14 protein-coding genes are annotated in these 13,828 nt (G+C 52.4%); 12 read left to right on the top strand and 2 right to left on the bottom strand.

Annotated features, from left to right (window positions below):
* The first annotated feature begins 119 nt into the window (after positions 1-119).
* From HMPREF1250_RS06960 to HMPREF1250_RS06930, 7 genes are all read left to right on the top strand, one after another.
* A complete protein-coding gene (locus HMPREF1250_RS06960; protein WP_036242952.1) occupies positions 120-896 on the top strand; it encodes a ParA family protein in 777 nt (258 codons plus the stop codon).
* Entirely contained in the window at positions 886-1,815 is a 930-nt protein-coding gene (locus HMPREF1250_RS06955) for a ParB/RepB/Spo0J family partition protein (RefSeq protein WP_023054021.1), read from the top strand. Before HMPREF1250_RS06960 ends, HMPREF1250_RS06955 begins: the two co-directional genes overlap by 11 nt.
* 69 nt (positions 1,816-1,884) lie before the next feature.
* Positions 1,885-2,409, top strand: coding sequence for a DUF4446 family protein (locus HMPREF1250_RS06950; RefSeq protein WP_023054032.1), 525 nt, complete (start codon positions 1,885-1,887; stop codon positions 2,407-2,409).
* A 12-nt stretch (positions 2,410-2,421) separates the two neighbouring features.
* Positions 2,422-3,384 (top strand): M23 family metallopeptidase, encoded by a 963-nt coding sequence (locus tag HMPREF1250_RS06945; RefSeq protein ID WP_023053976.1) that lies wholly within the window; start codon positions 2,422-2,424, stop codon positions 3,382-3,384.
* Positions 3,385-3,512: 128 nt separating this feature from the next.
* Positions 3,513-3,986, top strand: a complete 474-nt coding sequence (locus HMPREF1250_RS06940) for a peptidylprolyl isomerase (RefSeq protein WP_023054004.1) — start codon at positions 3,513-3,515, stop codon at positions 3,984-3,986.
* On the top strand, positions 3,986-4,249 hold the full coding sequence (locus tag HMPREF1250_RS06935) for a GIY-YIG nuclease family protein (protein WP_023054040.1): 264 nt from the start codon (positions 3,986-3,988) through the stop codon (positions 4,247-4,249). The genes HMPREF1250_RS06940 and HMPREF1250_RS06935 overlap by 1 nt, the downstream gene beginning before the upstream one ends.
* 91 nt (positions 4,250-4,340) lie before the next feature.
* Positions 4,341-5,729 carry an SGNH/GDSL hydrolase family protein gene (locus HMPREF1250_RS06930; RefSeq protein WP_023054019.1) on the top strand — a complete coding sequence of 463 codons (1,389 nt, stop codon included), beginning with the start codon at positions 4,341-4,343 and terminating at the stop codon, positions 5,727-5,729.
* A 49-nt stretch (positions 5,730-5,778) separates the two neighbouring features.
* Here HMPREF1250_RS06930 and HMPREF1250_RS06925 read toward each other — a convergent pair whose 3' ends face one another.
* Positions 5,779-6,720 (bottom strand): sugar-binding transcriptional regulator, encoded by a 942-nt coding sequence (locus tag HMPREF1250_RS06925; protein ID WP_023053944.1) that lies wholly within the window; start codon positions 6,718-6,720, stop codon positions 5,779-5,781.
* 294 nt (positions 6,721-7,014) lie between these two features.
* Here HMPREF1250_RS06925 and glpK point away from each other — a divergent pair, with 294 nt between their 5' ends.
* From glpK to HMPREF1250_RS06900, 5 genes are all read left to right on the top strand, one after another.
* Positions 7,015-8,514, top strand: a complete 1,500-nt coding sequence (glpK, locus tag HMPREF1250_RS06920; RefSeq protein WP_036242949.1) for a glycerol kinase GlpK — start codon at positions 7,015-7,017, stop codon at positions 8,512-8,514.
* 35 nt (positions 8,515-8,549) lie between these two features.
* Positions 8,550-9,275 (top strand): MIP/aquaporin family protein, encoded by a 726-nt coding sequence (locus HMPREF1250_RS06915; RefSeq protein WP_023053985.1) that lies wholly within the window; start codon positions 8,550-8,552, stop codon positions 9,273-9,275.
* A 214-nt stretch (positions 9,276-9,489) separates the two neighbouring features.
* Positions 9,490-10,956 carry an NAD(P)/FAD-dependent oxidoreductase gene (locus tag HMPREF1250_RS06910; protein WP_023053967.1) on the top strand — a complete coding sequence of 489 codons (1,467 nt, stop codon included), beginning with the start codon at positions 9,490-9,492 and terminating at the stop codon, positions 10,954-10,956.
* On the top strand, positions 10,956-12,224 hold the full coding sequence (locus HMPREF1250_RS06905; RefSeq protein WP_023053983.1) for an NAD(P)/FAD-dependent oxidoreductase: 1,269 nt from the start codon (positions 10,956-10,958) through the stop codon (positions 12,222-12,224). Before HMPREF1250_RS06910 ends, HMPREF1250_RS06905 begins: the two co-directional genes overlap by 1 nt.
* Positions 12,221-12,595 (top strand): DUF1667 domain-containing protein, encoded by a 375-nt coding sequence (locus HMPREF1250_RS06900; protein WP_023053922.1) that lies wholly within the window; start codon positions 12,221-12,223, stop codon positions 12,593-12,595. The genes HMPREF1250_RS06905 and HMPREF1250_RS06900 overlap by 4 nt, the downstream gene beginning before the upstream one ends.
* 246 nt (positions 12,596-12,841) lie before the next feature.
* On the opposite strand, the gene cysK is transcribed toward HMPREF1250_RS06900, so the two are convergent.
* Positions 12,842-13,780 carry a cysteine synthase A gene (cysK, locus tag HMPREF1250_RS06895; RefSeq protein WP_023053991.1) on the bottom strand — a complete coding sequence of 313 codons (939 nt, stop codon included), beginning with the start codon at positions 13,778-13,780 and terminating at the stop codon, positions 12,842-12,844.
* Positions 13,781-13,828 lie beyond the last annotated feature (48 nt).

Raw genomic sequence — 13,828 nt, 5'->3', positions numbered from 1 at the left:
GTATTTACAGAGGAATCTTCCGAAAAGCACCTATCGTTTCCGCCTGCCTTTATGCTATACTATACAATAGGCTCCGAAAGTAATCGGATAGGGTAATGGAACGGAATGAGGTGAATGTGTTGGCTCATATTATTGCTGTGACGAACCAAAAGGGAGGCGTCGGCAAGACGACGACGGCGATCAATCTCAGCGCCTGTCTCGCAGAATGCGGCAAACGAACGTTGTTGGTCGATCTTGATCCGCAGGGAAATGCCACGAGCGGTTTAGGCATTGATAAGGAGCAGCTTTCAGGCAACCTTTATGATTGTCTGATTGAACATACGCCGTTGAAAGATGTTGTGTTAAAAACGAGTATTAAAAAATTGTTCATCGTACCGACGACAATCGATCTGGCCGGTGCGGCTGTCGAATTGGTCGCTATGGAGGAACGGGAGTTTATCTTGCGCAACGTGTTGCGCGCCTTTTTGGATACGGCCAAAAAGCCGTTTGATTATGTCGTTATCGACAGTCCGCCGTCGTTGGGGTTGCTGACGATAAACGCCTTGAATGCAGCTGATTCCGTTTTGATTCCCGTACAGTGTGAATTTTATGCTCTGGAAGGGTTGACGCAGCTGATGCAGACGATCAATATGGTAACAAACGGCATGAATGAAGAACTGCGTATTCTGGGCATGCTGCTGACCATGTATGACGGCCGGACGAATCTTTCCATTCAGGTCATGGAACGGGTCAAAAAATATTTCAGCGATTACGTGTTTCGTACGATCATTCCGCGCAACGTCCGGCTCGGCGAAGCGCCTAGCCACGGAGAACCGATTACGGCGTATGATCCGCGCTCGCGCGGTGCGGAAGTATATCAGCAATTGGCAAAAGAGGTGATTCGCCGTGTCGGCTAAGAAAACGGGACTTGGCGATAGCGGCAATATGGATGAACGGCTGGCCGTGCTGGGGTTGAACCGCAAGAACAGTGACGGTAAACCTGTAAGAGGCGGTATCAGGGAAATCCCGCTTGCCGCCATTACGGCCAATCCGCAGCAGGCCAGGCGGGTCTTTCGCGAAGAGGCGCTGCAGTCGTTGGCGGCGTCGATCAAGGCGTACGGTATTGTTCAGCCCCTCGTCGTTCGCGAAAAAGGCGGCGGCCGGTATGAACTCATCGCCGGTGAGCGGCGGCTGCGGGCGGCTGCGTTGTGCGGGCTGAAGACGGTACCGGCCCTGGTTCGTACCGACGGCGACGACGTTTCGGCGATCGTTTCACTGGTAGAAAACGTGCAGCGCGAAAACCTCGACGCCATAGAAGAAGGTGCGGCTTATCGGATGCTGATCGACACCTGCGGTCTGACACAGGCCGAAGTTTCCGAAAAAGTAGGAAAGAGTCGTTCTCACGTGGCCAATCTGATGCGTCTTTTGAAACTCGCAGTGCCGGTGCAGCAACACGTTTCCGAAGGACGGCTGACGATGGGGCAAGTTCGCCCGCTGTTGCAGATCAACGATGAAGAAAAACAATGCGAAATTGCAGGACAGATCATCGCTCTCGGCCTGTCGGCGCGGCAGGCCGAAGCGTTGGTTCGAAGACTGTTAGAAAAAAAAGAGACGGTACCGGAAAAAGAGGATCCCGATCCCTATGTGGAAGCACTGCAGGACAGGCTCAAAATGCATTTGGGAACGGCAGTGGCCATCCGTTTTCCGAAGGGAAAAGGGAAAGGGAAGATCGAGATATCTTTTGCATCTGAAGACGAATTTGAACGTCTCCTCTCCGTTTTGACCGATACGGAAAAACGCCGTGAAGATGTGCAGAAAGTCTCTTTTCATATATAACATGGATGTCGTCGCTTTTTCACCTTACATCTTAATTTTGGTTATCGTCACGGTAGCAGGAGGCAGGACATGTTATACGGGTTGGACCTGACGTGGATTTATTTGGGCGCTGCCGGTATTGTCGGCGCCGTCTTAATACTTCTGCTGATATATATTTTGGTACTCAATTACCGCGTTCATAAATTGAATAAGAAATATGAATTTTTCATGCAAGATGAAGTCGGGCAAAGCATGGAGGCGAAACTGCGTGAAGATGTGCGGCAGTTGCAGGAGATCCAGCAGACGCTGAACGCCATGCATGACACGCAGAAAGATATTCTGGCGGTGCAGGATCAGGCGTTTCGCAAGATCGGCTTCGTGAAATATAATGCCTTTGAAAACATAGGGAATAATTTAAGCTTCGCGTTTACTGTTCTTGACGGTAAAAATGACGGGTTTTGCCTGTCCAGCGTATACGGGAGAAATGAGTCCCGTATTTTTGCCAAGCCGATTATCGGCGGCAAGTGCCTTTACGGAATGAGTGCGGAAGAGACGGAAAGTCTGGAGAATGCGCTCCGTTATCAGGGCGAAGTAAATGTTGTGCAAAAAGGATAAGAAGGTAATCATTTGAATTTTCAAAGAAAATGGCAGTCTTTGCGAAAAGAAATGCAACAGTTATCTCTGCGGCAGCTGCCGTCATTTGAGGCGCTGCGCAGGGAGCCGACGGAATCTGTCGTCGTGACGCCGGAAGAATATCGGAAATATCGCCGCATGGCTCTTGTCGGCCTTGCCGTTCTCGTCGTGGCGATCCTCATAGGAATCTATCAATTCATCGCTCTGCAAGGCTTGCGCGAACAGGAAATGCTTCACGAGCAGCAACTGGAAATCATGCGTGACAAGACGGAAACGTTGCAGCAGAAAATGGATAAAATGGATGCGCTGGATCAGGAATTGCGCCAAATGGTGAAAGGAGCTGGTTCCGGCGACGCCCCAAAAGGTGAAGGCAGCGCTGTAGTACAGCAGAAGAAGTCGCCCGATCTTTCTTCTGCAGGGTACAATGATGTACTGCACGCTGCATCTCGCTTGGAAACGAAGACGAATGCCAGAATTATCAGCTTTATCACGCTAAAGACCGTATTGGGCGATACGGCGGGGCAGCAGGTTATCCAGATGCAGCAGTCGGCAAGGCAATATCAGGCGTCGACATACCCGTCGATTTGGCCTGTCAGCGGGCCGATCACGTCGCCCTTCGGCTATCGCGGTAATCCGACGGGCGGCGGTACCGTCTTCCACGAAGGCGTCGATATTGCCGTTGACTACGGTACGCCCGTTCATGTTACGGCAGTCGGCAAGGTTACGATCGCCGGCTGGGTCAGCGGCTACGGCAATCTCGTCGAAGTCGATCACGGCGGCGGCTTGGTTACCAGATACGGTCATAATTCCATGCTTCTTGTCGTAGAAGGGCAGGAGGTAAAGACCGGTGATATCATTGCCCTTGCCGGCAGTACCGGTCACAGCACGGGGCCGCATGTCCATTACGAAGTCCGCGTCAACGGCACGCCGACGGATCCGATGATATTTTTGCCGTAATTAAGTATAAAAGGGGAGAAACGGTTTCGGTTCTTCCCTTTTTCGTTGCCGAAATGGGGACAGACATTGCATAATTACATAAACTACGATAATATAATACAGTAGATCGGCAAAAGGAGGCGCATTGCATGTACGCAGAATTTAAAACGAATCACGGTGAATTTACAGTTGAGTTATTTGCAGAACAGGCACCGATTACAGTAGAAAACTTTAAAAAATTGGCAGAAAGCCATTTTTATGACGGGACGATTTTCCATCGTATTATTGCCGGCTTTATGATTCAAGGCGGGGATCCGACCGGAACGGGTCGGGGCGGTTCCAAAGACATGATTCCCGACGAGTTCGGCGCCGGCCTGAACTTCTTGGAACCGGGTATCCTGGCGATGGCCAATGCCGGTCCGAATACGGGCAGTTCGCAGTTCTTTGTTACTGTTGTCCCGACGCCGTGGTTGCAGAACCATCACTCTATTTTCGGCAAGGTCGTCAGAAATTACGATGTCGTTGAAGAAATCAGTAACGTGAAAACGCATCGGGCAGACCGGCCTGTCGATGATGTTGTCTTGGAAGCCGTCACGATTACCGATGCGCTTGATGAAGTGTGATGTACTATACGTATATGGTTCGTTGTGCAGATGATACGCTTTACACGGGGTGGGCGCTGGATCCGGTGAAGCGGGTCGCGGCGCATAACAGCGGTTGCGGCGCGAAGTATACGCGCTCGCGCCGGCCTGTCCGGTTGGTCTGGCGTGAAGCCTTTTCGACGCAGCACGAAGCGATGCACCGCGAATGGGAGATCAAGCAGTGGCCGCGGTTCCGCAAGGAAGAGCTGTGCCGGAAGCAGCAAGCTATGCATCGGGACGCGTGATGAACGACAAAGAGATACCGGCAAAAAGTTGAGCATATCTTTTTGCCGGTATTTTTGTCGAACCGTTTCTGCAGAAAGGAGGCGCGACGCCGTGGATAAACGTTTTTTAACCTTTTTTGCCGTTGGTATTACCCTCGGCTTCGGCGTGTTGGTGACTTCGCGGCAAGATACCGGTACCGGCACTGTCGTCCATTTGCCGATGGAAGAGGCGGGGCGGATCTGCCTTCAGCCGGACAGAGCCGATCGCATACGCCCGCAGGTGCTGCGCCATTATACGACTGCGGCGCCGGCGAACGCGCATCCGATTTTGACCTGGTCCCGAATCGACGGCGCCGTCATGTATACGTTGCAGATCTTAGAAAAGCATGAAGACCCCGAGGGCGGCGTCTATTATGAACGAATCATGCCTTTGCAGACGGCGTATACCAATGCGTATGAGTTGGCCTTGCCGGCTGATTTTTCGGAGCGCGAATTTTATTGGCGCGTGCGCGGCGCCGACTTGGAAGGCAGGCCTGTCAGCAGTTATTCGGAACCGGAAGAAACGCCGGTCGATTTGTTCGGTCCTTTTCTGGAAAAACCGCAGCCCCTATCCTTTTATAACAGCGGTAACGGCACGGTTTTGCTTTACCCCGTATATGATTGGATAGCCGTGCCTGCCGCTGTCGAATATGAAGTGGAAATTCTCGACGAAGCGCCGGAAAATCCGAACGGGATAGAACCGTCCGTGCATCGCATCGATGCCTATTACCCGCGGGCGGCGGAACAGTACGATCAGCGGCCGCGCTTTGGGCCGAAGCCCTTTTACTGGCGCGTGCGGGCCTTGGATAAGGACGGTAATCCCTTGGGTGTTTATTCCGATGCCGTTCCGTTTGTGACCGATCCGGGAGCCCATTACGTCGTGGCAACCTTGGGAGACAGTATCAGTCACGGCGGCGGCAGCGTTTCTTATTCGCCGACGGATTGGGAATTCAGCTATCAGCATTATTTGAACTTTCCGACGTTAAACGTCTCGGAAAGCGGCGATACGAGCGCCATGACCGTGGCTCGATTTGATCGGGACGTCTTGCCTTTCGCACCGCAGTACGTGCTGATCATGATGGGCTCCAACAGCTTGCGCGGCGGCGTTGCGGCAGAAACGGTTATTGCCGATATGGAAGCCGTGAAAGCGAAATGCCTGGATAACGGGATCCGTCCCGTATTTTTGACGCTGCCGCCTTTCAATCCGGTCAATATCGATAAGGCCTTTCAGCAGCCGACGGTCTCTGACTGGCAATACCAGGTTGATAAGGTAAACGACTACATACGCGGTCAGGTCCATATCGATATCACACCGGGATTGGCCGATGAAGAAGGCGTGCTGCGCGGTGATTTGGCTGTCGACGGACTCCATTTGGATCCGCCGGGAAAAAAGCTGATTGCGCAAGCGATCAACCGGCAATGGCCGGAGATTTTGGCATTACCTGCCGAAGCGTGGCAGTAAAAAGAGAAGCCTCCATGGGAGGACTTCTCTTTTTTTGTGTTCCTTGTTTTCACATGGACAATAAGGCCTCCGCCGTAAATTGATCCGTAATCAGGACATTGGCATAGCCGTATTGCAGGGCGGCGCAGATGGGATTCAGCTTGGCGCTGCCGCCGGAGAGGAGGATGCTGTATTTTTTTCGGCGAAGTTGCTCCAAATCGATGCCGACAGTTCGATCGTTCAATTCCTGACTGGTAATTTTCCCGTCCTTGCAAAAAAAACGGGAACAAATATCTCCGACGGCGTGTTGCTGCAGGAATTTCCGCTCCTTTTCGTCAGCATAGCCGAGACGGAAAAAGAGCGCGCTGTCGCGAACCGTGCCGACGCTGAAGAGGGTGATATCCGCGCTGTTTCCCAGTTCCAGGACGCGTTTAATGTGTCGGTCCTGATAGACGAGATCTTTTACTGCCGGGGAATCGAATAAGACCGGCAACGGCAGGTATTTGGCGATAGTGTCGTAATTTTTAGCGAATAAATCCAGAATTTCATTGGCATACGTATCACCGGAAGACAGTGTGATGCCTCCTTCGAGCTGGACGATTTGCGTGCCGCGCAGAGATTTCGGCAGCAGCGAGCGGGCCAGGCTGTACATCGTCGTACCCCAGCCGACGCCGATAATATCACCATCCTTGACGATTTCATCGAGATACAGCGCGGCGCGTTGTCCGATGTATTTTTTGACTTCTTCTTCGTCGGCGAGCGGCGCGTTGGCGACGCAGGCGTCGCGTAGCGAAAACTTGCGGACCAGTTGCTGCTCCAAATTACTCTGATCGGCGACAGGATCGTAAATTTCGATGCGAACGAATCCCATTTCCCGCGCATATTGCAGCAGGCGGGATACGGAGGGGCGGGAAATTTTCATTTCGCCGGCAATGTCATGTTGACTGTAATTGCTGACATAGTAGAGCTTTGCAGCAGTGATCGCAGCTTTGTCTCTTTTATCTTTGGTCATGGAAGGTCTCCTCGGTAAGCATAAAGGCTTGTTTTTATTATCCCATAGAAAAATGAGGGAAACAAGAAATAAATTTCTCTTGCCAGTGTAAAAGCAATGAACATATGCTCGAATAGCATATGTTAAGAAATAATAAGGGTATTATTGTGTTTTTGATATAGGACACATAGCGTCTATATTATAAATGAAATTATGTAATATTTATATTGCAACTATGTTCATAAATAGGTATCATAAAGCTGTAGGGGATTTTCGTGAGACAAGGAGAGTTATTGTGTGCGAAAGGAGATCATTATGGAAAAAAGATATGTCATGGCTTTAGATGCCGGGACAACGAGCAACAGAGCGATTATTTTCGATGAAAATTCACAGATCATGGGCGTCAGCCAGAAGGAATTTACCCAGTATTTTCCACAGCCCGGCTGGGTAGAGCATGATGCCAATGAAATTTTGAAGACCATGATGGATGTCATGCAGGCCGTTTTGGAGCAGACGGGGCTGACGGCCGCCGAAATCGCGGCTATCGGCATTACGAATCAGCGCGAAACGACGGTGGTTTGGGATAAACGGACGGGATGCCCGGTCTATAACGCGATTGTGTGGCAGTCTCGGCAGACGGCGGAAATTTGCGAAGAATTGAAGGCCAACGGGCTGGTCGATGAATTCAGGGAAAAGACGGGATTGGTCATTGACGCGTATTTTTCAGGAACGAAGATCAAATGGATTCTCGATCATGTGGAAGGCGCGAGAGAACGGGCCGAACGAGGCGAGCTTCTCTTCGGTACCGTTGATTCGTGGCTGATTTGGAAGTTGTCAGGCGGAAAGGTGCATGTTACAGATTATTCCAACGCATCCCGCACGCTTCTCTATAATATTAAAGAGCTCAAATGGGATGATCAGCTCCTTTCGTATTTAGGCGTTCCTAAGAGCATGTTGCCGGAAGTGCGTCCGTCAAGTGAAGTGTACGGGCACACAGATGCGGCGCTGTTGGGCGCACCTGTTAAAATTGCCGGCGCAGCAGGGGATCAGCAGGCGGCGCTTTTCGGACAGAACTGCTTTGAACCGGGTATGGCCAAAAACACCTACGGCACCGGCTGCTTCATGCTGATGAATACGGGAACAACGCCGATTATGTCGGAAAACGGCCTGGTCACAACGATCGCCTGGGGCCTTGACGGCAAAGTCGAATATGCCCTGGAAGGTTCTATCTTTGTTGCCGGATCGGCTATTCAATGGCTTCGTGACGGCCTTCGCCTTCTTGATACGGCGCCTGATTCGGAATGGGTCGCCAAACGTGTTCCGGACAGTGACGGCGTGTATGTCGTGCCGGCCTTTGTCGGTCTCGGCGCTCCCTATTGGGATATGAACGCGCGCGGACTCATCATCGGCATTACGCGCGGCACGTCGAAAGCGCATATCGTGCGGGCGACGCTGGATTCCATGGCGTACCAGACGAAAGATGTTCTCAGCGCGATGGAAGCCGATTCGGGCATTACCCTTGCGGCGCTGAAGGTTGACGGCGGCGCCGTCGCCAATAATATGCTCATGCAGTTCCAGGCGGATATTCTCCGTGTCCCCGTCGACAGACCGCAGGTTATTGAAACAACGGCTCTTGGCGCCGCGTATTTGGCCGGTCTCGCTGTCGGCGTTTGGCAGTCGAAGGAAGAATTGAAGAAGAGCTGGAAATTGCAGAACCGCTTTGAACCCCAAATGGAAGCCGCCGCTTCGGCCGCGTATTACAAAGGTTGGCGCAAGGCCGTTAAGCACGCCATGCACTGGCTTGATGAAGAGTGATAGAGTCTGTCTGTAAAAAGAAAGAGGGTATTGCGATGGAAAACTTATTGGGTGAATTTTTCGGAACGCTTGTGCTTATCGTTTTCGGTGCCGGCGTTTGCGCTTGTAATACATTGACAAAATCAAAAGGTCAGAACGGCGGTTGGATTTGCATTACCGTCGGCTGGGGTTTCGCCGTTACCTTAGGCGTCTTTACGGCGACGACGCTGGGCGCGCCGCAAGGGGATTTGAATCCTGCCGTAACGCTGGGAAAAATGATGATCGGCATTTATACGCTGCCGCAGTTTTTGGCCACATCGGCCGTTCAGATCCTGGGCGGTATTTGCGGCGCAGCCGTTGTCTGGCTCGCATACTTGCCGCATTGGCGGGAAACGGAAGACAAGGGGGCCAAGCTGGGAATCTTTTGCACGGCTCCGGCGATTCGCAACTATCCCCTTAACTTCCTGTGCGAGTTTATTGCGTCCTTTTTCCTGATGTTTATTATCTGGATGATTTTCTCCAAACAGGTGGGAGCCATTCCTGCCGGCCTCGGGCCCTATCTCGTCGGCGTATTGATTTGGGCTTTGGGCCTCAGTCTCGGCGGGCCGACGGGATATGCCATGAATCCGGCTCGTGATCTGGGTCCCCGTATCGCACATGCGATTCTTCCCATTGCCGGAAAAGGCGGGAACGATTGGGAGTATGCCTGGATTCCCGTTCTCGCTCCCATGGCAGGCGCTTTATTTGCTTATGTAGTAGCCGCCGTTTTTTCCGTATTTTAAAAATGAGCCTGTAAAAAGAACAAGAGTTAAAAGAGAAATCTTTTGACTCTTTTCTTTTTATCCTATTTGGATACGGAATGGATATTCAAGGGGCAATGCAAAATACGAACGAATAAAAATGAAAATATGTTAATAAAAAATTGCAATTATGTTCAAATTGACGTATACTGATTTTAGTAATTTTTACATTATTTTTAGGAAAGGGTTGTAAACCATGATAAAAAAAGCAGATGTTGTCGTAATCGGCGGCGGAATCACCGGGGCAGCCGTATTGCGGGAATTATCCAAGTATGATCTTCATGCCGTGCTGCTTGAGGCGGAACCGGAATTGGCCGCAGGCACGACCAAGGCAAACAGCGCTATCCTTCATGCCGGGTTCGATGCGCCGACGGGATCGATGAAGGCGCAGATGAATGTCGACGGCAACAGGATTTATCACGAGCTGAAAGAAGAACTCGATCTCGATATTACATGGTGCGGTTCGCTAGTCGCGGCGTTGGATGAAGAGCAGGCCCGGACCGTTCGTGATCTGTATGAACGGGGAGTAGCCAACGGCGTACCCGGTCTTGAAATTTGGGACAGTGAGAAGGTGCATGCTTTCGAACCGAATTTGAGTGACGACGTGTGCTGCGCGCTCTGGGCGCCGACGGCAGGTATCTGTTGGCCTTTCGGGCTTACTGCGGCTTTTGCCGAAAACGCCGTCATCAACGGCGCCGACGTCATTCGTGAATGCAAGGTTGTCGGTTTTGAGATTATCGACGGCGCCGTCAAGGCCGTCAAAACGAACCGGGGCCGTATTGAAACCCGTTTTGTCGTCAATGCGGCCGGCGTTCATGCCGATGATATGAGCAGACTTGCCGGCGATGATTCGTTCCAAATTCATCCGCGCAAAGGGGAGTATATCCTTTTTGATAAATCTGTTCAGCAAGATTTAGTACACAGCGCCGTTTTTCCGACGCCGAGCAAGCTGGGAAAAGGGATTCTCGTTTGTGCCACGACACATGGAAACGTTTTCGTCGGCCCGAATGCGGAGGATTTGCCTGATGAAGCAAAAGACGATACCATGGTCACCCTGAAGGGGATGGATGATATTCTTGAAAAAGCGCGCAGACTGGTGCCGGCGTTGCCGTTAGGGGCCACGATTACGGAATTTGCCGGTACCCGCGCCGTATCCAGTACGGGCGATTTCGTTCTCGGCCCTTCATCCTGCACGCAGGGGTTGATTCAGGCTGCCGGTATTCAGTCGCCGGGCCTGACGTCGGCACCGGCGATTGCCGAATACTTGACAGGGTTTATCGTTGCCGAACTCGGCGCAAAGAGGAAGGCTGATTACCGGCCAGGGCGTCCGCAGCAGCCCTGTTTCCGCGAGCTTTCGACAGCCGGGAAAAAGAAGCTGATTGCCAAAGACCCTCGTTACGGACGTGTCATTTGCCGCTGCGAAACGATTACGGAAGGGGAAATCATCGACGCCATCCATCGCCCTTGCGGCGCGCGTACCGTTGACGGTGTCAAGCGCCGTACACGTGCCGGCATGGGGCGCTGCCAGGGCGGTTTCTGCGGTCCCCGCGTGACGCAGATCCTGGCGCGGGAACTCCGTATTCCCGTAACGGAAGTACGCAAGGAAATGGGCGAATCTTACCTGTTTTATGCGAAAGAGACGACGAGGGGAGGTAAGGAATAATGAACAAGATCTATGACGTTATCATTGTCGGCGGCGGTCCGGCCGGCCTTTCCGCCGCGTATAGCGCCTGGCAGAACGGCGCGGAGAGCATACTCGTTCTCGAACGGGACCGCGAGCCGGGCGGTATTTTGCAGCAATGTATTCACAACGGCTTCGGCCTCCATCATTTCAAGGAGGAATTGACAGGCCCCGGGTATGCACAGCGGTGTTATGATTTGGTAAAAGATAAGCGGGAAATAGAGATCCTGGTTGATACGATGGTGCTTGAAGTGAACAAGGACAAGACTGTAACGGCTGTCAGTCCGGCGCAGGGACTGTTCACGGTACAAGGGCAGACCTTGATTCTGACGATGGGCTGCCGCGAACGGACGCGCGGTGCCATTCGCATTCCCGGCTACCGGCCTGCCGGCGTTTTTACGGCCGGCGCGGCGCAGCGTATGGTCAATATGGAAGGGTATTTGCCGGGGAAAAAGATCGTTATCCTTGGCAGCGGCGATATTGGCCTGATCATGGCGCGCCGTATGTCCCTTGAAGGTTGCAAAGTGCAGGCCGTTCTGGAGATTTGCCCTTTTTCCAACGGGTTGACGCGTAATATGGTACAATGTCTCGACGACTATGACATTCCCCTGTATTTGTCTCATACGATTACCGCTATCCACGGCAAAGATCGCGTTACGGGAATTACAGCCGCCGCCGTTGATGAGAAGATGCGCCCCGTAGCCGGGACGGAATTCGATATTGATTGCGATACGCTGCTGTTGTCCGTTGGCCTGATACCGGAAAATGAATTATCTTTGGGCCTCGGTCTTTCCATGCACTCTCTGACCAACGGGCCCATCGTCGATCAGCACCGTGAGACGAGTATTCCCGGCATCTTTGCCGCCGGCAATGTCGTCCATGTTCATGATCTCGTCGATTTCGTTTCGGAAGAGGCAGAGATAGCCGGTAAATTTGCCGCTTTGAAAGCGCGCCGCGTTCTTGCCGCCGCCGTCGCCGACGTGACAGTCGAGGCGGCAGATGAAGTACGTACCTGTGTGCCGCAGCATCTGCGGGTCACCGAAGAGCATGAAGTGATTCGTCTCTTTATGCGTGTAAGGCGGCCGTTGAAAAAATGCCGTCTCACGATCAGGAGCGGCGAAGATACGTTGTTGACAAAAGTCTTGCCCGTTGCCAAACCGAGTGAAATGATTGCCGTCAATGTACCGGCTGACAAGGCGGCAGGCCATTATACGACATGGTCTGTTTCCGTTATGGAGGAGGAAGCATGATGAGCACGGAAATAAAAAAAATGAACTGCATTAATTGCCCCATGGGATGCACTTTGACTGTGGAGATCAACGACGGAACGATCGGGCAGATTACGGGAAACACGTGTCCCCGCGGCATAACTTATGCGCAGCAGGAACTGACGGCGCCGAAACGGATGCTGACGGCGACTGTACGTACGCAAGACGGTGCTTTGCCGCTTTTGCCGGTTGTTTCCAAAGAAGCGCTGCCGAAGGATAAGGTTCTTGACTGTGCTGCGTTCTTGCGCGGTGTGACGGCAGTCATGCCGGTTCGGACCGGTGATGTCGTTGTCGCCGATATTCTGGGGCTCGGCGTGGATATTGTTGCCAGTCGCGATATGGCAAAAAAATAAAAAGCAGTGGTACTGCTAGGTAAAATAAACGGATTGATTGCAAATAAACAGGAGAAAAACGCCCTCCGCAGCAGGATAAGGGGACTGCGCGGAGGGCGTTTCTGCATTGAGAACGGGTTGCGGACACGAGCACCGGAGGCGGTGTTCTCTTCCGTCCTGCATACTGAAGACTGTGAAACGTTCGTTCAGTATGTCGCTTCGTTAAAAAAGCGTATTTTTTCCCGTTTAGCTATGCTTGGCGAGCTTTTATTTCGCCTTGATAAAGTCCGGTGTCGTCAAATAACGGTCGCCGTTATCGGGCAGAAGAACGACAATCGTCTTGCCGTTATTTTCCGGCAAGGCGGCGGTTCTCGTGGCGGCATAGAGCGCGGCACCGCCGGAGATCCCAATGAGGAGGCCTTCTTTTTGTGTAAACAGGCGGGCCGTATCGTAGGCTTCTTCTGTCGTTACGGTAAAAACGGAATCGTAGATCGTTGTATCCAGCGTTTTCGGCACAAAATTCGCGCCGATTCCCTGCAGTTTGTGCGAACCGGCATGTCCTTCGGAAAGGAGCGGCGAATCCTTCGGTTCTACGGCGATGATCTTGACGGCAGGCTTTTGTTCCTTTAAATATTGACCGACGCCGGAAAGCGTGCCGCCTGTGCCGACGCCGGCAAGGAAGATATCGACGGCGCCGTCTGTGTCCCGATAAATTTCCGGACCTGTCGTTTCCTTATGGATACGGGGATTGACGGGATTGGTAAATTGGCCGGGAATGTATGCGCCGTCGATTTCGCTTGCCAGTTCTTCCGCTTTGGCGACGGAGCCGGTCATTCCTTCTTTTCCCGGTGTGAGAACGATTTCGGCGCCGTAAGCGGCGATCAGGTTGCGACGTTCAACGGACATCGTTTCCGGCATGGTGAAGATTGCCCGATAGCCTTTGGCGGCGGCAACGGCGGCGAGGCCGATGCCCGTATTGCCGCTGGTCGGTTCGATGATGACGGAACCTTTTTTCAGCAGGCCCTGCTTTTCTGCGTCTTCAATCATGGCCTTGGCGATGCGGTCTTTGGCAGAACCGGCCGGATTAAAAGCTTCCAACTTGACGAATAATTTTCCCTTTACCCCTGCCGCCGCATTATAGCGTACAGGTTCCAACAAAGGGGTGTTGCCGATCAGATCCAATGCGCTGGTATAAATAGTACTCATGATATTCATAGCTCCTTTTTTGTTCATAACGAATCATAGTCTACCGTG

The organism is Megasphaera vaginalis (ex Srinivasan et al. 2021) (assembly GCF_000478965.1).
GTDB lineage: Bacteria > Bacillota > Negativicutes > Veillonellales > Megasphaeraceae > Megasphaera > Megasphaera vaginalis.
This window is presented reverse-complemented; position numbering and strand designations above follow the sequence as displayed.

Excerpts from the sequence above, each read along its gene's own strand:
- HMPREF1250_RS06905 (WP_023053983.1), top strand. The coding sequence starts at position 10,956 with ATGAACAAGATCTATGACGTTATCATTGTCGGCGGCGGTCCGGCCGGC.
- HMPREF1250_RS06940 (WP_023054004.1), top strand. The coding sequence starts at position 3,513 with ATGTACGCAGAATTTAAAACGAATCACGGTGAATTTACAGTTGAGTTA.
- glpK (WP_036242949.1), top strand. The coding sequence starts at position 7,015 with ATGGAAAAAAGATATGTCATGGCTTTAGATGCCGGGACAACGAGCAAC.
- HMPREF1250_RS06935 (WP_023054040.1), top strand. The coding sequence starts at position 3,986 with ATGTACTATACGTATATGGTTCGTTGTGCAGATGATACGCTTTACACG.
- HMPREF1250_RS06900 (WP_023053922.1), top strand. The coding sequence starts at position 12,221 with ATGATGAGCACGGAAATAAAAAAAATGAACTGCATTAATTGCCCCATG.
- HMPREF1250_RS06910 (WP_023053967.1), top strand. The coding sequence starts at position 9,490 with ATGATAAAAAAAGCAGATGTTGTCGTAATCGGCGGCGGAATCACCGGG.
- HMPREF1250_RS06950 (WP_023054032.1), top strand. The coding sequence starts at position 1,885 with ATGTTATACGGGTTGGACCTGACGTGGATTTATTTGGGCGCTGCCGGT.
- HMPREF1250_RS06915 (WP_023053985.1), top strand. The coding sequence starts at position 8,550 with ATGGAAAACTTATTGGGTGAATTTTTCGGAACGCTTGTGCTTATCGTT.
- HMPREF1250_RS06925 (WP_023053944.1), bottom strand. The coding sequence starts at position 6,720 with ATGACCAAAGATAAAAGAGACAAAGCTGCGATCACTGCTGCAAAGCTC.
- cysK (WP_023053991.1), bottom strand. The coding sequence starts at position 13,780 with ATGAGTACTATTTATACCAGCGCATTGGATCTGATCGGCAACACCCCT.